General features: G+C 66.9%; 17 protein-coding genes and 2 pseudogenes. 15 read left to right on the forward strand and 4 right to left on the reverse strand.

From position 1 onward, the window contains the following. The first annotated feature begins 5 nt into the window (after positions 1–5). The 4 genes from ACAG20_RS07425 to ACAG20_RS07440 all read left to right on the forward strand — a co-directional run bounded on the left by ACAG20_RS07425 (position 6) and on the right by ACAG20_RS07440 (position 3,260). Positions 6–953: an ABC transporter substrate-binding protein gene (locus tag ACAG20_RS07425; RefSeq protein ID WP_112683895.1), complete on the forward strand. Its 948-nt coding sequence runs from the start codon at positions 6–8 to the stop codon at positions 951–953. A gap of 169 nt (positions 954–1,122) precedes the next feature. After that, positions 1,123–1,791, forward strand: coding sequence for an allophanate hydrolase subunit 1 (locus tag ACAG20_RS07430; RefSeq protein ID WP_112683896.1), 669 nt, complete (start codon positions 1,123–1,125; stop codon positions 1,789–1,791). Positions 1,792–1,803: 12 nt separating this feature from the next. Then, positions 1,804–2,697 carry a 5-oxoprolinase/urea amidolyase family protein gene (locus ACAG20_RS07435; protein WP_370492130.1) on the forward strand — a complete coding sequence of 298 codons (894 nt, stop codon included), beginning with the start codon at positions 1,804–1,806 and terminating at the stop codon, positions 2,695–2,697. 8 nt (positions 2,698–2,705) lie between these two features. After that, positions 2,706–3,260 carry a GNAT family N-acetyltransferase gene (locus ACAG20_RS07440; protein ID WP_370492131.1) on the forward strand — a complete coding sequence of 185 codons (555 nt, stop codon included), beginning with the start codon at positions 2,706–2,708 and terminating at the stop codon, positions 3,258–3,260. Between the two features lie 566 nt (positions 3,261–3,826). Here the strand turns inward: ACAG20_RS07440 and ACAG20_RS07445 are convergent. Continuing rightward, positions 3,827–5,038, reverse strand: a pseudogene (locus ACAG20_RS07445) (SulP family inorganic anion transporter); the annotation flags it as partial. Positions 5,039–5,649: 611 nt separating this feature from the next. Between ACAG20_RS07445 and ACAG20_RS07450 the strand changes: the two are divergent. The 6 genes and pseudogenes from ACAG20_RS07450 (at position 5,650) to ACAG20_RS07475 (ending at position 12,434) form a co-directional block, all read left to right on the forward strand. Next, a complete protein-coding gene (locus tag ACAG20_RS07450) occupies positions 5,650–6,873 on the forward strand; it encodes a sodium-dependent bicarbonate transport family permease (RefSeq protein ID WP_370492132.1) in 1,224 nt (407 codons plus the stop codon). Positions 6,874–7,124: 251 nt separating this feature from the next. Then, positions 7,125–8,531, forward strand: a complete 1,407-nt coding sequence (locus ACAG20_RS07455) for an MFS transporter (RefSeq protein ID WP_112683901.1) — start codon at positions 7,125–7,127, stop codon at positions 8,529–8,531. Positions 8,532–8,620: 89 nt separating this feature from the next. Next, positions 8,621–8,920: pseudogene (locus ACAG20_RS07460) on the forward strand (winged helix-turn-helix domain-containing protein); the annotation flags it as partial. Beyond that, the gene (locus tag ACAG20_RS07465; RefSeq protein ID WP_112683903.1) at positions 8,917–9,633 is read left to right on the forward strand and encodes a sirohydrochlorin chelatase; all 717 of its coding nucleotides are present in this window, start codon (positions 8,917–8,919) and stop codon (positions 9,631–9,633) included. The pseudogene ACAG20_RS07460 and the gene ACAG20_RS07465, both read left to right, overlap by 4 nt. Positions 9,634–9,818: 185 nt before the next feature. Continuing rightward, complete coding sequence (locus tag ACAG20_RS07470) at positions 9,819–11,210, forward strand: NarK/NasA family nitrate transporter (protein WP_112683904.1); 1,392 nt, start codon at positions 9,819–9,821, stop codon at positions 11,208–11,210. Between the two features lie 84 nt (positions 11,211–11,294). Continuing rightward, positions 11,295–12,434 carry a uroporphyrinogen-III synthase gene (locus ACAG20_RS07475; protein WP_112683905.1) on the forward strand — a complete coding sequence of 380 codons (1,140 nt, stop codon included), beginning with the start codon at positions 11,295–11,297 and terminating at the stop codon, positions 12,432–12,434. On the opposite strand, the gene nirD is transcribed toward ACAG20_RS07475, so the two are convergent. After that, positions 12,431–12,796 carry a nitrite reductase small subunit NirD gene (nirD, locus tag ACAG20_RS07480; protein WP_112683906.1) on the reverse strand — a complete coding sequence of 122 codons (366 nt, stop codon included), beginning with the start codon at positions 12,794–12,796 and terminating at the stop codon, positions 12,431–12,433. The genes ACAG20_RS07475 and nirD overlap by 4 nt on opposite strands. Then, complete coding sequence (gene nirB / locus ACAG20_RS07485; protein WP_370492133.1) at positions 12,793–15,360, reverse strand: nitrite reductase large subunit NirB; 2,568 nt, start codon at positions 15,358–15,360, stop codon at positions 12,793–12,795. Before nirB ends, nirD begins: the two co-directional genes overlap by 4 nt. Before the next feature lie 230 nt (positions 15,361–15,590). Here nirB and ACAG20_RS07490 point away from each other — a divergent pair, with 230 nt between their 5' ends. From ACAG20_RS07490 to ACAG20_RS07510, 5 genes are all read left to right on the forward strand, one after another. After that, on the forward strand, positions 15,591–16,034 hold the full coding sequence (locus ACAG20_RS07490; protein WP_112683935.1) for an Hsp20/alpha crystallin family protein: 444 nt from the start codon (positions 15,591–15,593) through the stop codon (positions 16,032–16,034). 166 nt (positions 16,035–16,200) lie between these two features. Further along, entirely contained in the window at positions 16,201–16,497 is a 297-nt protein-coding gene (locus ACAG20_RS07495; protein WP_013827181.1) for a hypothetical protein, read from the forward strand. 67 nt (positions 16,498–16,564) lie between these two features. Beyond that, positions 16,565–17,404: a hypothetical protein gene (locus tag ACAG20_RS07500; RefSeq protein ID WP_112683908.1), complete on the forward strand. Its 840-nt coding sequence runs from the start codon at positions 16,565–16,567 to the stop codon at positions 17,402–17,404. A gap of 37 nt (positions 17,405–17,441) precedes the next feature. Beyond that, the gene (locus tag ACAG20_RS07505) at positions 17,442–19,358 is read left to right on the forward strand and encodes a fumarate reductase/succinate dehydrogenase flavoprotein subunit (protein ID WP_112683909.1); all 1,917 of its coding nucleotides are present in this window, start codon (positions 17,442–17,444) and stop codon (positions 19,356–19,358) included. Next, positions 19,358–20,113 (forward strand): succinate dehydrogenase/fumarate reductase iron-sulfur subunit, encoded by a 756-nt coding sequence (locus tag ACAG20_RS07510; protein WP_112683910.1) that lies wholly within the window; start codon positions 19,358–19,360, stop codon positions 20,111–20,113. The genes ACAG20_RS07505 and ACAG20_RS07510 overlap by 1 nt, the downstream gene beginning before the upstream one ends. Before the next feature lie 30 nt (positions 20,114–20,143). Here the strand turns inward: ACAG20_RS07510 and ACAG20_RS07515 are convergent, their stop codons facing one another. Then, entirely contained in the window at positions 20,144–21,016 is an 873-nt protein-coding gene (locus ACAG20_RS07515; RefSeq protein ID WP_370492134.1) for an inositol monophosphatase family protein, read from the reverse strand. Between the last annotated feature and the right edge of the window lie 59 nt (positions 21,017–21,075).

Genomic DNA, 21,075 nt, shown 5'->3' on the forward strand with positions numbered 1-21,075 from the left:
GCGCAATGCGGGACCAGTGGAGCCGGCGCGGCTTCCTCGGCCTCTGCGGCGCGGCGGGGGGCGCCGCGCTGCTGGCGGCCTGTTCGTCGGGGGACCATCCGGACGCCGGCGCGCCGGGCCCGGTGACCATCGCGCATCTCTTCGGCGAGACCACCGTGCCGGAACCGCCCAAGCGGGTGGTGTCCGCCGGCTACACCGGCCAGGACGACCTGCTCGCGTTGGGTGTGGTGCCGATCGCGGTCACCAACTGGTTCGGCGATCAGCCGTTCGCGGTGTGGCCCTGGGCGCAACAGCGCCTCGGTGACGCCGAACCCGTGGTGCTGGACCTGGACAACGGGATCGCGGTCGCCCAGATCGCCGAACTCAAGCCGGACCTGATCATCGCGACCAACGCCGGAGTGGACGCCGACACCTACCAGAAGCTGTCGGCGATCGCGCCGACCGTGCCGCAGTCGGGCGGCGATGCCTTCTTCGAGCCCTGGAAGATCCAGGCGGCGGCCATCGGCCAGGCGGTGCATCAGGCGCAGCAGATGCGGAAACTGGTCGACGGCGTCGACGCCAGGTTCGCCGAAGTCGCCGCGGCACACCCCGGTTTCAAGGGCAAGACGGTGCTGCTGCTGGCGGGCCGCCTCGACCATGGAAACGTCGCCACCAGCACCGGCTGGCGTGCCGAGTTCCTCTCGCAGCTGGGGCTGACCGTTGCCGACACACCTGCGGTGATCGAGCATGACCGGATCGGCGCGGTTCTCGGCGCCGCTGACGTACTGATCTGGACCACCGACGGCGACGACGAACGCGCGGCGCTGCTCGACGATCCAGAGATCGCCACGTACCAGTCGCGCAGCGTCTTCACCACCAAGGAGCAGGCCGGCGCGATCGCCTTCGCCTCCCCGCTGAGCTACCCACTGGTGGCCGACCAATTGCCCGGCCTCATCGCCAGAGTGATCGGCTAACCGATGACCGATCCGATCGGCCGGTCGGCCGCCAAGGCCTCCGAGTTGCTCGGGGCGCACCTCGGCCGCACCGTCGAACCGGCCTGAACTCTGCGTATTCGGTAAGACGCCTCTGGCATAGCCGCCAGAAATGTGGCCTAGCTCACTTTCCGCGACTACGGTCGGGGGCATGAGCGCGACACTGGATTTCACGAATCACACCCAGGCCGACAGCATCCTCGACTACGGCGACTGCGCGCTGCTGTTGCAGTTCGACCGGACCGCCGACGTGCTGGCATGGACCTCAGCCTTGCGGGCCCTGACCGCCGAAGCGCTGCCCGGGGTGGTCGACATCATCCCGGCGTCGCACACCGTCTTCGTGAAACTGGCCGCGCCCGGTTACCAGGCAACCGTGCGGCGACGGCTGGCCAAACTGACCGTCGAACCGGGCGAGCTCGAACCCACCGCGCATGATGCCGCCATCGATGTGGTGATCGACGTGGTCTACGACGGCGCCGACCTCGCCGAGGTGGCCGAGCGTACCGGCTTGACCGTCGCCCAGGTGATCAACGCTCACACCACGACGCCGTGGCGGGTCGGATTCGGCGGCTCCACACCGGGCTTCGCCTACCTGATCGGCGGCGACCCGCGGCTGGAAGTGCCGCGCCGCGCCGACTTGCGCGACACCGTTCCGGCCGGCTCGGTGGCGCTGGCCGGACAGTTCAGCGGGGTCTACCCGCGCCAGTGGCCGGGCGGCTGGCAGTTGATCGGTCGCACGGACGCGGTGCTGTGGGACCTGCAACGGCCCAACCCGGCGCTGCTGACACCGGGCCTGACGGTGCAATTCCGGGCCGTGTGACGGGAGGATGACATGACCACGTTGGAGATACTGCGTACCGGCCCGCTGGCCTTGGTCGAGGACCTGGGCCGGACCGGGCTGGGCCATCTGGGTGTCACCCGGTCCGGTGCCGCCGATCGCCGGTCGCACCAGCTGGCCAACCGTCTGGTGGCCAATCCCGACGATCGGGCCACCATCGAGGTCGCGTTCGGCGGATTCGCCGCGCGCGTTCACGGCGGCGATGTCGACATCGCGGTCACCGGCGCCGACACCGATCCAGAAGTCGACGGTGTTACCTTCGGCACCAACAGTATTCAGCGCGTCCACGACGGACAGCTGATCTCACTGGGCACCCCCCGGTCCGGCCTGCGAACCTACCTCGCGGTACGCGGGGGCATCGAGGTCACCCCCGTACTGGGCTCGCGCAGCTACGACGTGATGGCCGCGATCGGCCCGGCACCGTTGCGCGACGGCGATGTACTGCAGATCGGCGAACGAACCGGCGACTATCCGGAGATCGACCAGGCACCGGTGGCGACGATCCCCGACGACGTAGTCGAGCTGCGGGTGACCCCCGGCCCCCGCGATGATTGGTTCGTCGACCCCGACGTCATGGTGCGCACCAACTGGCTGGTCACCAACCGCAGTGACCGTGTCGGGATGCGGCTGGTGGGGATGCCGCTGGAGTACCGGTGGCCGGAACGGCAGCTACCCGCCGAGGGCGCCGATCGCGGCGCTATCCAGGTTCCACCGAACGGTTTCCCGATCATCCTCGGCCCGGACCACCCGGTCACCGGCGCCTACCCGGTGGTCGGTGTGGTGGTCGAGGAGGACATCGACACGCTGGGGCAGATCAGGCCCGGACAGACCGTGCGGATGCACTGGTCGCGTCCGCGTCACCATCCGTCCGACCACTCGAGCTGGTAGGCCGGCGGGTGTTCGGCCAGGTCAACACCGCACGCCTGATCCACACCTCCGATCTGGACGACGACACCCGTCGCGGTGCCCGCCAACTGGTCGACCGCGCCTTCGGTGCCTCCGGTGACGCGCCCCCCGGCGGCCACTGGCAGCACGCGCTCGGCGGTATGCACGCCCTCATCTGGCGCCGCGGCATCCTTATCGCCCACGGTGCAGTGGTCCGGCGCCACCTGCTGTACCGCGGCAGATCGCTGCGTTGCGGCTACGTGGAGGCGGTCGCGGTCGCCGAGGACCACCGGGGCAAAGGCTTGGCGACTGCGGTGTTGGATGCCTGCGAACAGGTGATCCGGGGCGCCTTCGAAGTCGGTGCGCTCAGTTCGGCCGAGCTCAGCCGGCGGATCTACAGTTCGCGCGGTTGGCTGCCGTGGCGCGGGCCGACGTCGGTGCTGTCTCCGACCGGGCCGCAGCGGACCCCCGAAGCGGACGGCACCGTTTTTGTGATGCCAATAGAGGTCGACCTGGACACCACCTCAGACCTGGCCTGCGACTGGCGTGACGGCGGCGTCTGGTAGCGAGGAGATTCGGCATCTCCTGATGTTTCCCGTGGAGCGGGGGCCCGTAAATCCGTTGCGTGAGGGCTCCCTAACTCCTCGAGGCCGGCCAGGGCGATTCGGGTGCTCGTCTCGTGTTTGGAGAGCGGCCGCATGTGGTCCCATCCCTCGATCACCAGCGTCGGACTCTGTCCTTGGCCGCTGAACTCCTCCAGGAACGAACGAAGGGATCCATTTGTCGTGTGATCGACGAGGGGCACGCGCAAGCTCAAGTGCAGGTGTACCGCCCGGGTATCCTGCGGCAGCTGCCCCAACTCCCGAATTACGTGGAACAGGTTGAAACACACCAGCGAACCATCCAGGTACAGGTGGTAGACACCGTCATCGAATTCCCGTCGCGACACCGGATTGCGGAACAGACCGAGGAAGCGGCCGACAAGGTTCGGCTTGGCCGAATCCGAGCCGTTGCGCACCGTGTGCCAAAGGCCCACCAACCAGAGATTCAGTATCAATTCCGCGGCGACGCCGGCGAAAATACCGATGAGCAGATCCGTCGTCACCGTCACGAGCACAGTGGTCGCGAAGACGACGAACTGCTCCGTCCCTACCCGGGCGGCATTGAGCCAAACCGCGGGCCTACACAGTTTGTAGCCGATGAACACCAAGACGGCGGCCAACACCGTCAAAGGGACCAGGTTGATCAGGTCGGTGCACAGCAGCACGAACACCAGCAGGAAACAGGCGTTGTAGAAGTTGGCCCACTGGGTGCGGCCGCCGCCCATGATATTGGCCGTGCTCTTGACCATGCCGGGGATGATGGTCAAGCCACCGAGCGCGCTGGATGCGACGTTAGACGCGCCCATGGCCAGCAGGGTCCGATCCGGGTCGGAACGGCGACGAAACGGGTCGATCTTGTCCACTGCCGCGATCGTCGCCAGGGACTCGGTCCCGTCGATCAAGACCAGGGTGACGACCAGATAGACCAGCGGCAGCCATAGTTCGGGATGGGCGAACGCCGTTCCGAACTCGGGTAGGACCACCCCGTCCATGAGCGAACCTGGGACGTTGATCAGGTAGTGCTCGTCCAGCTTCAGGATGAATACGCTGGCGAGCGTGCCGGCGACGAACACCCAGACCGGTGGCGGCATGACCTTCAGCAGCCGCCCAGAAATCGCCGTCAGCACGAAAAGTCCCGCCAGGCAGCCGACCCCCAGGCCGAAGACCGCAGGGTTCATCGACCCGACACGGCTGGGCACTTCGCCCAGGATCGCCCAGAATTCGCGGGCCTCGAATGTGACACCCAGGAACAGCGGGATCTGCTTGGCGATGATCATCAGGCCGATCGCGCACAACATGCCCTGAATGGCCGCGGCCGGGAAGATGGCGCTCAAGCGGGCCACCTTCAACCTGGCAAGGATCACCTGCACCACGCCCGCAAGGGCGATGGCTACCAGAACCAGGGGGTAACCCACCGCAAGCAACTCGGATTCCGAGGCGTCGTCGCCCAGGCGGACCTCTCCCAGCATGATCATGCCGGCGAACAGGGCCGGCGCCAGTCCCGCCGCCGGGCCGCTGATGGTCACATACGAGCCGCCCAGGAACGGCAGGACAAAACCGGCGATGATCGCCGATACGATCCCGCAGATCGGCGGCGCGCCCGAGGTGATCGCGATTCCCATCGAGAACGGCAGCGAGATCATGGCCACCGTAAAACCCGACCGCAGATCGTAGCGCCAGTGCTTGAGACCGGCCACGCCATTGCGAGGCTTCTCGACCGGAACGGTCAGGCTCTGTTGCATGGATCAGGTCTCTCGGCAGCGGCTCAAAACGGTTGGGGTAAAGCGCTGCCGGAACTGGTGCAGCGTGAATCCGACTCAATGACAGGACGAGGCAGTTTGGGGCGGGACGAACACTCGCATGGTAGCCCTTCCCCCAGCGTCCGCCACTTCTACGCAGTCACCCTGACATCCGCGCTGCAAACGTGAACGCCGAATCGCCGGGCCGATACCGCGATGAATCTCGAACCGGGACGCGACGGCGTCGGCTCGATGGGCACCGGGTCATCACGGTGGCCGTTGCCGAATACACCGGTTGACATGCGCAGCTCCCGACTGTTGACGGTTGGCCAACGCGGGGTTATCAGCGGTCGGTGACGTTCGGGGCGGCCATTATCCCCCAGCTGGGGCTAAGACGGGGCACCATCGGCGCCTTCCCAGAGGCTTGGCAACTACCTTCACAGCAAACTAGCAGCTCTGACGTTTCAAGATCTCGGAATAGGGCAGAGGACGTCCCACCAGCCGTGTTTCTTCCGGCCACAGACCGCACAGCAAATGCCTAGCCCGCCACAGCAGCTTCAGGCAGCCCCACGGCGTAGTCTGACGCGGCTCCGGCCATCGACACGGGAGACGCCATGCTGCTTGAGTTCTGGCACAACTTCACCCACAACCTCTTCAAGCCCCTGCTGCTCTTCTTCTACATGGGTTTCCTGATCCCGGTACTCAAAGTCCAGTTCGAATTCCCCTATGTGCTCTACCAGGGCTTGACCTTGTACCTGCTGCTGGCAATCGGCTGGCGCGGCGGCCAGGAGCTCGCCACCATCGACGGGTCGAGCATCGGCAGTGTCCTCGGTTTCATCGTGGTGGGCTTCCTGACCAACCTGATCATCGGCTTCGTCGCCTACGGGATGCTGTCCCGGACGACTCGGATGCGACGTGTCGACCGGGCCACGGTGGCCGGCTACTACGGATCAGATTCGGCGGGCACGTTCGCCACCTGCCTGGGGGTACTGGCCGCATTGGACATCGCCTTCGACGCCTACATGCCGGTGATGCTGGCCATCATGGAGATCCCGGGCTGCATCGTGGCGCTGCTGCTGGTGGCGCGGTTGCGTGAGCGCGGCATGGACCCGCTGGGAAACATGCCCGACGAACCCGGGTACAACCCACAGGCCCGCCCCGAGTTGGTCACCGCCGCGCAGTTGAGCGCACCGCAACCCGTGACCGCACGCCAACTGGACGCCGAGGAGGAACTGCAGGTCTCACTGGAGAAGCGCGCGCATCCCGATCCGGCCGTTGCCGATCCGGTGCCGGCGGCGCCCGCACCGGTCAGCGCACCGCTGCTGCGTGAAGTACTGCTCAACCCGGGGCTGTACCTGCTCTTCGGCGGGATCATCATCGGCTTCATCAGCCGCCTGCAGGGCCCGGCGGTCATCGCAGACGCCGACCACGTGTTCGTAACGGCGTTCCAGGGCATCCTGGGCCTGTTCCTGCTCGAGATGGGGATGACAGCGTCGCGCAAACTCAAGGACCTGCGGGCCGCCGGCCGCGGGTTGATCGTGTTCGGGCTGTTGGCGCCGAATCTCTTTGCGACAGCAGGAATACTCATCATCCACACCTACGCGCAGCTCACCGGCACCCACTTTGAGATGGGCAGCTACGCGCTCTTCGCCGTGCTGTGCGGCGCGGCGTCGTATATCGCCGTCCCCGCGGTGCAACGAATCGCGATTCCTGAAGCCAGTCCGACGGTGCCGCTCGCGGCTTCGCTGGGACTGACGTTCTCCTACAACGTGACCATCGGCATTCCGCTGTACCTGCAGATCGCTCATGCCGTCAACAGCTGGCTGCCGCTCAGCTGATCGAGGCCGGTTCGGCCGGCAGCGATTCGTTACTTGACGCCGGCGAAATCTGCTGTGCAATCCGCCAGTACGTGACGCAAGCCACTTCTTCGACCCATTGTGGCCAACCCGCGGGCGTCAGCCCGCTTGCACTCCAAGGCTTTTACAGCTTCTCCACCGAAACTTGCCAGTTCAGCTGAGTATGTTCGCACGGTGACCCGCCGCGGTGCGCAGCACGGTGCGACGGTGGCTCCGAGCACGAGGAGATGTCAATGACGCCCGCCCACATCAGCGAATTCGATCCGGAGGACTGCGCGGCCTGGGAGAACGGCAATAGGGCCGTCGCCCGGCGCAACCTGATCTGGTCGACGGCGACCATGCACGTCGCCTTCTCCATCTGGTCACTGTGGTCGGTGGTCGTGCTGTTCATGCCGGAGTCGGTTTACGGCATAACGCCGGGCGACAAACTGCTGCTGGCGGCAGTCGCCACCCTGGTCGGTGCGGGTGCGCGGATTCCCTACGTGTCGGCCACCGCCAAGTTCGGCGGTCGCGACTGGGCGGTGTTCTCCTCGTTGATCCTGCTGATACCCACCGTCGGCACGCTGTTGTTGCTGGTCAACCCGGGTCAGCCATTGTGGATGTATCTGGTGTGCGCGGCCCTGACCGGGCTGGGCGGCGGAAACTACGCGGCGTCGCTGGCCAACGTGGACGCCTTCTATCCGCAACGCCTCAAAGGCGTCGCGCTCGGGCTGTGCGGCGGCATCGGCAACCTCGGGGTGGCCGCCATTCAGCTGGTCGGCCTGCTGGTGCTGGCCACCGCCGGCAACACCAAGCCGGAGCTCGTCTGCGCTGTCTATCTGGTGCTGCTCGCGCTGGTAGGCATCGGTGCGGCCCTGCGGATGGACAATCTCGACCACGGCGCCGAAGAGGTGGGCAGTATCCGGTCGATCCTGTCGGTCCCCGACAGCTGGGTCATCTCGGCGCTGTACTGCGCGGCTTTCGGCTCGTTCATCGGCTTCGCCTTCGCGTTCGCCCAAGTGCTGCATGTCACGTTCGAGGAGATCGGCCACAGTCCCGCCGAGGCCTCGCTGTACGCCGCCCGGATCGCCTTCCTGGGACCGCTGTTGGGCGCCTTGTCCCGTATCTACGGTGGCCGGGTGGCCGACCGGCGGGGCGGCGGACGGGTCACCTTCGTCGTCTTCATCGGAATGTTGTTGGCCGCAACGGTATTGGCGATCACCAGCACCATCGACGACCGCACCCCGGGTTCGGTGACCTCCTCCACGATCATGCTCTACATCACCGCATTCATGGTGCTGTTCATCCTGGCCGGGATGGGCAACGGATCGGTGCTGAAGATGATCCCGTCGATCTTCGAGGCCCGCAGCCGGTCACTGGAGCGCACCGAAACCGAACGTCGGCACTGGGCGCGTTCGCATTCCGGCGCTTTGATCGGCTTCGCCACGGCGGTCGGCGCGCTCGGCGGGGTGGCCATCAATCTGACGTTGCGACAGGCCTACGCGAGCACGGGCAGCGAAACGCCCGCCTTCTGGATCTTTCTCGCAGCGTATTGTGCGGCAGCCGCATTGACCTGGGTGCGGTATGTCCGTCGCCCGCCCCGGATGCCGGCCGCGACCACCGCCGCGTCCCCTCGTGACACCGAAACGGTGTCGGCGTGACCGAGATCGCGGTCCGACCCGGGGCAACGGTTTGGAAATCGGCCGGTAACACAGGTGAAATCCGCTGCCGTTAAACCTTATACATGAACACCGTTCAGGCGGCCGGTCACCTCATCGAGATTGCGGACGACCGGGTCTTCGTCGACGGGATGGTCAAGCCGGTGTCTCCTGCCGGCCTGGCCACCCTGCGGGTGCTGGCGCACCAGCCTGGTGCCGTCGTGGCTCGCGACACGTTGCTGCAAGCACTGCCCGGGCAGGGAAGCAACACGCACGCGGTGGACACCGCGGTGCTTCGGCTGCGAACCGCGTTGGGCGACAGCCAGATCGTTGCCACAGTTGTCAAGCGCGGCTACCGGCTCGCGGTCGACCAGCAGTCGGGGGCCGCATGATCCCGATCCTGGTGGCACACGGAACCCGCCGGCCCGAGGGTGTGGTGATGATCAGCGAGCTTGCCGAACGGGTCGGCGCGCTACTGGCCCGGCCGGTGCGGGTGGCGTTCGTCGACGTGCTCGGACCCACGCCGGGTGAGCTCCTTTCCGCTGAAGCCGCGACCGGCCGCCCGGCAGTCGTCGTCCCGGCCTTTCTGGCCCGCGGTTACCACGTCGGTGTTGACGTGCCTACGCATGTCCTGGCCAGTGGGCACCCGGATGTGACGCTGACGCCCGCGCTGGGACCGGATCCCCGGGTTGCCGCAGTGGTCGCCTCGCTGCTGGTCGAATCGGGGTGGCGGGCCGGGGATGCGGTGATCCTGGCGGCGGCCGGTTCATCGGACCCGATGGCGCGCGCCGACCTGGTCCAGGCCGCTCGAATGCTGTCGCGGTTGCTCGGCTCGCCCGTCGAGACGGCGTTCGCCGCCATCGGCGGCCCCACCGTGACCGACGCAGTCGCCACGGCGCGCCGCCGGGGAGCGACCCGAGTGGTGGTCGCTTCTTATCTGTTGGCGGACGGGCTGTTTCAGCGGCGACTGCACGACGCCGGTGCGGACCTGGTGACCGAACCGCTGGGCGCCCACCCCGGTGTCGCCAGGATCGTAGCTGATCGATTCATCACCGCCCTGACCCCGATCGCGGTGGGATCAGGGCGTTTCGGCGACAGCCGGTAGCAACGTTCGCATTCGCCGGGAGGCTGCCCGAGTGACCGCGATGGGTGCGATCGGGCCACTGAACCTGTCGCCGACCGTCGCGAGCAATGGCGTCTCACACCCGAACGACGGGGCCGTGAGCAGAAGTTCACCGGGGGGACATGCGGTGCAGCTTTCCGGTAACGAAACGTTCCTACGTTATCCACATGGCTCGTTCACACCTCCTCACTGACTGGGATCCCGAAGACACCGTGGCCTGGGCGGCCGGAAACGACAAGATCGCCCGCCGCAACCTGATCTGGTCGACGGTCGCCGAACACGTCGGCTTCTCGATCTGGTCCATCTGGTCGGTGATGGTGCTGTTCATGCCCGAATCGGTGTACGGCTTCACCGCCGGTGACAAGTTCCTGCTGGCGGCCACCGCGACCCTGGCCGGCGGTGCATTGCGTATCCCCTACTCGCTGGCGACCGCGACATTCGGCGGCCGCAACTGGACGGTCTTCTCCGCGCTCGTGCTGTTGATCCCGACGGTGGCGATGACGGCGCTGCTGGCGCACCCGGGACTGCCGCTGTGGCCTTATCTGATGTGCGCTGCCCTGACCGGCCTCGGTGGCGGTAATTTCGCCGCCTCGATGACCAATGTGAATGCCTTCTACCCGAACCGGCTCAAGGGCTGGGCGCTGGCGGTCAACGCCGGCGGAGGCAACCTGGGCGTGCCGCTGATCCAGTTGATCGGGTTGGTCGTGCTGGCCACCGCGGGCAACCGGCAGCCGTACTGGGTATGCGCGGTCTATCTGGTGTTCCTGGCGGTGACCGGGATCTGCGCGGCGTTGTTCATGGACAACCTGGACAACCACAAGGTCGACCTGTCCACGATGCGCTCGATCCTGCCGGAGGTCGACACCTGGATCATCGCCCTGCTCTACATCGGTACCTTCGGCTCATTCATCGGCTTCTCGTTCGCCTTCGGCCAGGTTCTTCAGATCAGCTTCATGGGCAGCGGTCAGAGCCCCTCGCAGGCCTCGCTGCACGCCGCTCAAATCGCATTTCTGGGACCGCTTTTGGGGTCGCTGGCCCGGATATTCGGGGGCCGGATAGCCGACCGGCTCGGCGGTGGCCGGGTCACGCTGGCGGCATTCGGTGGCATGTTCGCGGCCGCGGGACTGCTCGTCGGTGTCAGCGCCCTGGCCGATCATCAGGGCGGTCCGACCACCACCGCCACCATGGTGGGCTACGGCATCGGCTTCGTGGCGTTGTTCATCGTCTCCGGCATCGGCAACGGCTCGGTCTACAAGATGATCCCGTCGGTCTTCGAAGCCCGCAGTCATACCCTGGGGCTCAGTGAGGGCGAACGGCGGCAGTGGTCGCGAGCCATGTCGGGGGCGTTGATCGGCTTCGCCGGGGCGATCGGGGCGTTCGGCGGAGTCGCGATCAACCTGGCGCTGCGGCAGTCATATCTGTCCAGTGGTTCGGCCACGACGGCGTTCTGGATCTTCTTGACCGGCTACGTCGGCGCCGCCGGGATCACCTGGTTCAGATACGTGCGGAGCCCGCTCCTCACCGCGCAACCCGCCCGGACCGCCCTGGCCCCGGCCTGAGGTGGCCGCCACCGCGACGGTACCGACCCGGGCCGGCGCGTGCCCGGAGCGGCGACCGCATTCCGGCGCTGCGGGGACTGTCAGATGACCCGGCCGGACCGCGCGGCGCTGAGCGGCTACCGGGTCGCGGTGACCTCGTCGCGTCGCGCCGACGAGCTCTGCACCCTGCTTCGGCGACATGGGGCCACCGTCTGTGCCGCACCGGCGATCGACATGGTCGATCTCACCGATGACGACGAATTACACCGGCGTACCGAGGAACTGATCGCGCAACCACCCGACATTCTGGTGGTGACGACCGCGATCGGTTTCCGCGGCTGGATCGCTGCCGCCGAGGGGTGGGGACTGGCAGACGAACTCATCGAGGCGTTGCACACCGCCCGGATCGTCGCTCGTGGACCGAAGGCGGTGGGCGCACTGCGCGCGGCGGACCTGCCCGAGGAGTGGTCGCCGGAATCCGAATCTTCGGCCGCGATGCTCGGCTACCTGCGGGCCGCGGGTGTCGGCGGCTGCCGCATCGCGGTCCAGCTGCACGGCACCAGCGGCGGCTGGGATCCGGCCCCCGAGCTACTCGACCGACTCCGTGGTGCGGGAGCCGAAGTGACGCCCATTCGGGTCTACCGGTGGCGGGCGGCCCGGCCCGGTGGCGAGTTCGACCAGCTGACGACCGAGATCGCCCAACGGCAGTTCGACGCCGTCAGCTTCACCTCGGCCGCGGCGGTGATGGCCACGCTCACCCGCGCCGTCGAGCTCGGCATCTCCGATGAGCTGCTCGGCGCGCTGCGGTCGGAAGTACATGCGATGTGCGTGGGTCCGCTGACAGCCCGGCCGCTGACGCAACTCGGTGTCCCCACGTCGTCACCGCCGCGAATGCGGCTGGGGGCGTTGGCTCGCCACATCGTGGACCAGCTTCCCCGGTTGCGCTCCCGCGCCGTGTACGCCGCCGGTCACCGGATCGAGGTTCGCAGCAGTTGCGTGATGGTCGACGGGGTGGCCAAGTCGGTGTCACCCGCCGGGATGGCGACGCTGCGCGCGTTGGCTCGTCATCCCGGCAAGGTGGTGTCCCGTGATGACCTGCTCGACGCCCTGCCGGGCAACGGCCGCAGCACGCACGCAGTGGAGACGGCGGTGCTGCGGCTACGAAATACACTGGGCGACAAGAACATCATCGCCACTGTCGTGAAGCGTGGCTACCGGCTGGCGGTCGACCAGGCGAGCGGTTAAGCGACGGCCCGCTCAGACCCGGTCAGGCCGATCTGCACGTAGCCATCCACGACCCGCGTCGGGTACACCCGCACCGAGATGCGGGGGTCGTCCAGGCAACTGCCGTCGTCGAAGGCGAACGCCTGCTTCTTCAGCGGCGAAATGACCGAGAGCCGGCCGCCGCGGTCACCCACGATGCCCCGCGACAGCACAGCCGCCCGGAAGAACGGGTCGACATTGCAGATCGCGTGCACCGAGCCGTCGTCGAGCCGGAACAGCGCGGCCTGCTTGCCGTTGTCGAGCAGCACGCCCACGCCGAGGCCGGGGATGAGCTGGTCGTACCGGCATGCGGTGGTCCATGTCGAGATGGTGGTGGTGATCATGATTCCTCCTCAGTGCGCAGTACCGGGATCGGCAAGGGAACTTTGCGGCCGTCGCGCTCGGTGAACGCGACGGTGGGGTCTTCGGCGTCGGGGGCGTTGACGAACGACACGAACCGCGACAGCTTCTCCGGGTCGTCGAGCACCCCCTTCCATTCGTCGGTGTAGTTGTCGACGTGGCGGGCCATCGCCGCCTCGAACTCCTCGGCCAGCCCGAGTGAGTCCTCGCAGACCACCTCGCGGATGTGGTCGAGCCCGCCTTCGATCGACTCGACCCAGGGCGCGGTGCGCTGCAGCCGATCCGCTGTGCGGATGTAGAACATCAAGAACCGGTCGATGTAACGGAACACCGTCTCGGTGTCGAGGTCGGCGGCGAGCAGCTGGGCGTGCTTGGGCGACATCCCCCCGTTGCCGCCGACGTAGAGGTTCCAGCCCACCTCAGTGGCGATCACGCCGACGTCCTTGCCCCGCGCCTCGGCGCATTCGCGCGCGCAGCCGGACACACCCATCTTGATCTTGTGCGGCGCACGTAGCCCCCGATAGCGCAGTTCCAGATCGACGGCCATCTTCACGGAGTCCTGTTGCCCGTAGCGGCACCAGTCACTGCCCACGCAGCTCTTCACGGTGCGCAGCGACTTGCCGTATGCCTGACCGGATTCCATGCCGGCATCGACCAGCTTGCGCCAGATGGCCGGCAGCTGATCCACTCGGGCGCCGAACATGTCGATCCGCTGACCGCCGGTGATCTTGGTGTAGAGCCCGAACTCCTGCGCGATCTGACCGATCAGGATCAGGTGCTCGGGCTTGATCTCACCGCCGGGCACCCGGGGAACCACCGAGTAGCTGCCGTTGCGCTGAATGTTGGCCAGGAAGTGGTCATTGGAGTCCTGCAGTGCCGCCTGCTCGCCCTCCAGGATGTGCTCGGAACCGGTGGACGCCAGGATGGAGGCGACGGTCGGTTTGCAGATGTCGCAACCGTGGCCGGTCCCGAAGCGCTGCAGCAGTTCGGAGAAGGTGCGGATCCCGGTGACCTGAACGATCTGGAAGAGTTCGGCGCGCGACTGGGCGAAATGCTCGCACAGCGCCTTCGACTGCTCCACACCCTCGGCGACCAGCAACTCCTTGAGCAGCGGAATGCAGGAGCCGCACGAGGTGCCGGCCTTGGTGCGGTCCTTCAATGCCTGCACGTCGCAGCAGCCGTCAGCGATCGCATCGCACAGCTGGGTCTTGGTGACGTTGTTGCAGGAACAGATCTGCGCCGCCCCGGGCAGCGCACCGATCCCCAACGACGTCTTACCCTCGCCGCCGGAACCCGACGGCGCGATCAGGTCCAGCGGATCGCCGGGCAATTCGGCGCCGACCATGGGGCGCAGCACGCCGTAGGACGTGGCGTCTCCGACGAGAATGCCGCCGAGCAGAGTCTTGGCGTCGTCGGAGAGCACCAGCTTGGCGTAGGTGCGCTTCACCGGGTCGTTGACCACTATTGACAGCGAGTTCTCGGTCGTGCCCATCGCATCGCCGAAGCTGGCCACGTCGACACCGAGCAGCTTGAGCTTGGTGGACATGTCGGCCTCGCCGAATTCCGCCATACCGTCCAGCAGTCGGTCGGCGACCACTTCGGCGCTGGTGTAGCCGGGGCCGACCAGGCCGTAGCAGACGCCCTCGATGGCGGCGACCTCACCGATCGCGTAGACATCGGCGTCGCTGGTCATACAGGAGATGTCCGTGAGCACGCCGCCGCGCTCGGCGATCGACAGACCGGCCTCGCGGGCCAGCTCGTCGCGCGGGCGGACCCCGGCGGCGAAGATCACCAATCCGGCCTCGATCACGGTGTCGTCGGAGAGCCGCACCATCAACGTGGGCGACCGGTGCTCGTGGGTGCGGCGTTCGATGGCCTGCGTGCCGACCCCGACATGGACGGCGATGCCCAGATCGGAGATCATCCGGACCAGCAACGAGCCGCCGGCGTCGTCGAGCTGCTGCGGCATCAACCGGGGCGCCATCTCGATGATGTGCGGTTCGATCCCGGATGCCCGCAGGGCATTGGCCGCCTCAAGGCCCAGCAGTCCGCCGCCGATCACCACACCGGCGCGGGTGCCGCCAGCCTCCAATATGCATTCGATGTCGGCGCGAATACCGTCGAGGTCGTCCAGGGTGCGGTAGACGTGGCAGCCCGGCAGATCATGGCCGGGCACCGGCGGCACGAAGGCCCGCGATCCGGTCGCCAGCACCAGGGTGTCGTAGCGGTAGCTGTCGCCGTTGGCGGTCTGCACCGTCTTGGCGCCGCGATCGATCTCGGTGACCCGGGATTTGAGCAGCAACCGGACCTGCTCGTCGCCGGCGTAGTCGTTGCCCGGCAGCGCCAGCCGGGAACGGTCCCAACCGTCGGTGTACGACGTCAGCCCGACCCGGTCATAGGCCGGGTCGGACTCCTCGGCGAGCACGGTGACGCGCCAGCTTCCACTGCCGGCCCGACTGCGCAGCGCCTCCACGAACCGGTGGCCGACCATGCCGTGGCCGACCACGACGAGGTCCCGGACAGCGCGGGGCGTTTCGATCGGGGCCATGCGCTGAGATTAGGAAGGCGATATTGCAGCAGTATCGCCATGCGTTACAACCGTGTGACGGTGTGCTCACGTGGCTGTGAGGCTGTTCACCGGGTCAATGCACCGCGGGTTTGTTCACTGTCGGCGAACGCGGAACTTTAGCGTGGTCGACTCAAGTTCTACTCGATGACGGGCCGGTACCGACCGGCGCGGCAGCAACCCAAGAAAGACCATGAAAGGTAGTGACACCGATGAGCACCTTGACTCTGTGGCCCCGCCCGTTCGACACCGACCGGTGGGTACGCGACTTCTTCGGCCCGGCCACGGCCAACGACTGGCGGGCGCCCGCCGCCGGCTTCCGGCCCGCCGCGGAAATCACCAAGGACGGCGACGACGCTGTGGTCCGCCTGGAGCTCCCCGGCATTGACGTGGAGAAGGACGTGACCGTCGAACTCGACGGCGGCCGTCTGGTCATCCGCGGCGAGCGTCGGGACGAGCACACCGAGACCGACCCCGGCAACGACCACCGCACGTTGCGAGAGGTGCGCTACGGCGCCTTCCGCCGGTCGTTCGCGGTACCGGGGCACGTCACCGGCGACGACGTCTCGGCGTCCTACGACGCCGGCGTGCTGAGCGTCCGGGTATCCGGCGTCCACGCGGGCGCCCAGCCGCAGCGGATCGCCATCACCAAGTAGGCCGTAGCCGCCAAGGCTGCCCGGAAACCCCCCGCACGCAGCAGGTGTGGGGGGTTTTCCGGTGCCCGACATTCGCCGCGCCAACGTGATCTGTCTCACGTCCGGTTCCCGATGTGGCTAGCATCGGGTGAACGTACTGTGATCCGTAGCACCCGAGGAGGAACCGGTGTCGAGCACTAGCGAACTCGCCGAACTGCACGCCCTGATTGGCGACCTGCGGCGCTGCGTGCTGGGACTGAAGACCCGGTTCGGCGACATCCCCGGGATGCGCCGCATCGAGATGGACGCCGAGCGCATCCTCGCCGATGTTCAGCTCCTCGAGTCCGACGCCGGGGAACTCGACCTGCAACGCTGGGCTGCCGAGCGTGCCCAGGAGAAGATCGCGATCCCCGACACCGAGTACGACAGCGAATTCTGGCGTGACGTCGACGACGAAGGCGTCGGCGGCCAGGGCAGGTACTGACCCCCATCGGGTGCTGCTTGTATAAGGGGCGCCCTCCGACGAAATCCAGCCGAAGGGAACCCCCCAGATGAGCGCACCCGCCGTGAACCGTCCTGGCACCGGCGTCTTCTCGGCGACTCGCGCACGGATCGCGGATCGCACCCTGCGCACCGACCGGTGGTGGTTATCGCCGCTGCGGGTCAACGTCTTCCTCAGCGCGTGGGTTCTCTACGCAACAGTCCGGGCGTTCTGGGGCAGCGGCTACTGGGTCGACAAATATCACTATCTGACACCGTTCTACTCACCGTGTATCAGCGCATCCTGCGTGGAGGGCTCCAGCCACCTGGGCGTCTGGCTGCCGGAGTTCCCCCGGTGGATTCCGCTGGGCGCGTTGGTTCTGCCGTTTCTGCTGGCGTTCCGGCTGACCTGCTACTACTACCGCAAGGCCTACTACCGCGCCTACTGGCTCTCGCCGGCAGGATGTGCGGTGCCCGAACCGCGCGCCGGCTACACCGGGGAGACCCGGTTCCCGCTGATCATCCAAAACAGCCACCGCTACTTCTTTTACGCCGCACTGGCCATCACGATGCTGAACACCTATGACGCGATCACCGCGTTCTACTCCGCGGACGCCAACGGCGGCGCCGGTGGTTTCGGGTTCGGCCTGGGCAACATCGTGCTCTGCGTCAACGTGGCAATGCTGTGGGCCTACACCGGCGGTTGTCACTCCTGCCGGCACGTCATGGGTGGCCGGCTCACCCACTTCTCCAAAAACCCGGTGCGCTACTGGCTTTGGTCGAAGATCAGCTGGTTCAACGGCCGGCACATGCAGTTCGCCTGGATCACTCTGGGCACGCTGGCGTTCACCGACTTCTATGTCTGGATGGTGGCCAGCGGCGTCTTCACCGATATCCGGTTCATCGGCTGACGAAGCCTCATTTCACACGAAGAGTAAGCGAGAATTCATGGTTGAAGTCGAACGGCACTCCTACGACGTGGTCGTGATCGGTGCCGGCGGCGCCGGTCTGCGCGCGGTCATCGAAGCCCGCCAGCAGGGCCTCAGCGTGGCGGTGGTGTGCAAGTCGCTGTTCGGCAAGGCGCACACTGTGATGGCCGAGGGCGGCGCCGCCGCATCGATGGGCAACGTCAATGAGAAAGACAACTGGCAGGTGCACTTCGGCGACACCATGCGCGGCGGCAAGTTCCTCAACAACTGGCGGATGGCCGAACTGCATGCCCGCGAGGCGCCGGAGCGGGTCTGGGAGTTGGAGACCTACGGCGCCTTGTTCGACCGCACCAAAGACGGGAAGATCAACCAACGCAACTTCGGTGGCCACACCTATCCGCGACTGGCGCACGTCGGCGACCGCACTGGCCTGGAGATGATCCGCACGCTGCAGCAGAAGGTCGTCTCGCTGCAGCAAGACGATCACGCCGAGTTCGGCGACTACGAGGCGAAGATCAAGGTCTTCCACGAGTGCACGATCACTGAATTGCTCAAAGACGATGCCACCGGGGCGATTTCGGGTGCCTTCGGCTACTGGCGCGAATCCGGCCAGTTCATCGTGTTCGAGTCGCCCGCGGTGGTGCTGGCCACCGGCGGGATCGGCAAGTCGTTCAAGGTGACCTCGAACTCCTGGGAATACACCGGCGACGGACACGCGCTGGCGCTACGCGCCGGCGCGACGTTGATCAATATGGAATTCGTGCAGTTCCATCCGACCGGGATGGTGTGGCCGCCCAGTGTGAAGGGGATCCTGGTCACCGAGGGTGTGCGCGGCGACGGCGGGGTGCTCAAGAACGCGCAAGGGTCGCGGTTCATGTTCGACTACATCCCGCCGGTCTTCAAAGGCCAGTACGCCGAGACCGAGCAAGAAGCCGACCAGTGGCTCAAAGACAACGACTCGGCCCGCCGCACCCCCGACCTGCTGCCGCGCGACGAGGTGGCCCGCGCCATCAACTCCGAGGTCAAGGCCGGACGGGGTTCGCCCCACGGCGGAGTGTTCCTCGACATCGCCTCCCGGCTCAAGCCGGAGGAGATCAAACGCCGACTGCCCTCGATGTACCACCAGTTCATGCAGCTTGCCGAGGTCGACATCACCAAGGACGCCATGGAGGTGGGTCCCACCTGCCACTACGTGATGGGCGGTATCGAGGTCGACCCGGACACTGCGGCTGCGGCGGTCCCGGGGCTGTTCGCCGCCGGTGAATGCGCCGGCGGGATGCACGGGTCCAACCGGCTGGGCGGCAACTCGCTGTCGGATCTGTTGGTCTTCGGCCGCCGCGCCGGTCTGGGCGCCGCGGAGTACGTGCGGGGGCTGGCCAGTCGGCCGGCCGTGGCACCGGCGGCGTTGGAGACCGCGGCGAAGCTGGCGCTGGCACCGCTCGACCGGCCGGGCGGCGGCGCGGGCGAGAATCCATACACGCTGCACGCCGATCTCCAGCAGTCGATGAACGACCTGGTCGGCATCATCCGCAACGCCGGCGAGCTGGAACAGGCGCTGGCCCGGCTCGAGGAGTTCAAGACCCGGTTCGCGGCCGTGGCCGTCGAGGGCGGTCGGCATTACAACCCGGGCTGGCATCTGGCCGTCGACCTGCGCAACATGCTGCTCGTCAGCGAGTGTGTGGCCAAGGCCGCGCTGCAGCGCACCGAGAGCCGCGGCGGACACACCCGAGACGACCACCCTGGCATGGACTCGAATTGGCGCAAGACCCTGCTGGTCTGCCGGGTCGCCGACGACAGCGAGGTGCCCGACATCACGATCACCCCGGAGGCGCAGACCGGGATGCGCCAGGACCTGCTGGAACTGTTCGAGATTTCCGAGTTGGAGAAGTACTACACCGACGAAGAGCTGGCGCAACACCCGGGACGGAGAGCCTAATGACACATATCGCCCAGCTACGGGTATGGCGCGGCGACATCGACGGCGGTGGGCTGCAGGACTTCGAGGTCGAGGTCAACGAGGGTGAAGTGGTCCTCGACGTCATCCATCGGTTGCAGGCAACCCAGACACCCGACCTGGCGGTGCGCTGGAACTGCAAGGCCGGCAAGTGCGGCTCGTGCTCGGCCGAGATCAACGGCTTCCCCCGATTGTTGTGCATGACGCGGATGTCGATGTTCAAGCCGGACGAGACCATCACGGTGACGCCGGTGCGGACCTTCCCGGTGATTCGCGACCTGGTCACCGACGTCTCCTTCAACTACGAGAAGGCCCGCGAGATGCCGTCCTTCAAGCCACCGGCGGATCTCAAACCCGGCGAGTACCGGATGCAGCAGGTCGACGTCGAGCGGTCCCAAGAGTTCCGCAAGTGCATCGAATGCTTCCTGTGCCAGAACGTCTGCCACGTCATCCGGGACCACGAGGACAACAAGCCGAACTTCGCCGGCCCGCGGATGTTCATCCGGCTGGCCGAGCTGGAGATGCACCCCCTGGACACCGCCGACCGGCGTCAGTTGGCTCAGGATGAGGCCGGTCTCGGATTGTGCAACATCACCAAGTGCTGCACCGAGGTCTGCCCGGAACACATCACGATCACCGACAACGCCATCATCCCGATGAAGGAGCGGGTGGCCGGAGATCGCTACGACCCGATCGTCTGGCTCGGCCGAAAGATCTTCCGCCGCAAGTCTGACTGACCCGCGAAGACCATCCTGGGCCGGCTGTGACTATTGCGGGATCGCAGCCAAACCACCCTCGCGTCGCAGCGTCGCAATGAATTCGTCGGCGATGCCCGGTGCCGCGGCGATGATGACATCGCCGCCGTCGGGCTCCGGTCCCGGCAACACCACCCGGGCACCCGCCTCGGCCGCGATCAGCGATCCCGCCGCGTGGTCCCACAGCTTGATTCCGTGTTCGTAATACACGTCCAGCCGTCCCGCGGCCACCATGCACAGATCCAGCGCCGCCGACCCGATCCGCCGTACATCACGGACCACCGGCAGCAGCCGGGCCAGTAGCGCGGCCTGCGCCGCCCGACGGCCGGGCGAATACCCGAAGCCGGTGCCCAGCAGGGCCAGCGACAGCTCGGTGACGTCGGTGCAGCGCAGCACCGTCGTGCTCTGCCGGTCCCTGACGTGGGCGCCCAGCCCCAGACCGGCCGAGTAGAGCCGGTCACCGACCACGTCCGCGACCGCACCGGCCATCGACACCCCGCCGACCTGCGCCGCCACCGAGACCGCATAGGCCGGTACGCCGTACATGAAGTTGACCGTGCCGTCGATCGGGTCGACCACCCAGGTGACGGCATCGGGTTCGCGGCCGGACACATCGCCGGAACCGCCGCCTTCCTCACCCAACACCGCATCACCGGGTCGCAGCCGGGCCAGCCGGTCCCGGATGAACCGCTCGGTCTCGGTGTCGACCACCGTCACCGGATCGGTCGGACTGCTTTTCGTCTGCACCAGGGCGGCGGGAGCCGATTCGGCGGCTGCGGCGCCGAACACCTCGGCGCGGCGTCGGCGCACGAAGTCAGCCGCCTCCGCCACCAGGGTCTCCGCCGTGGACCGCAACCGTCCCGGGTCGTCATGCAGCGTCGCCATCTGCCCATAGCAACACATCTGCGGTGGCCATCGCACCTCCGGCGATGCCGCACCGCAGC

Origin of the sequence: Mycobacterium sp. pW045, assembly GCF_041287085.1 — a bacterium.
Classification (GTDB): domain Bacteria; phylum Actinomycetota; class Actinomycetes; order Mycobacteriales; family Mycobacteriaceae; genus Mycobacterium; species Mycobacterium algericum_A.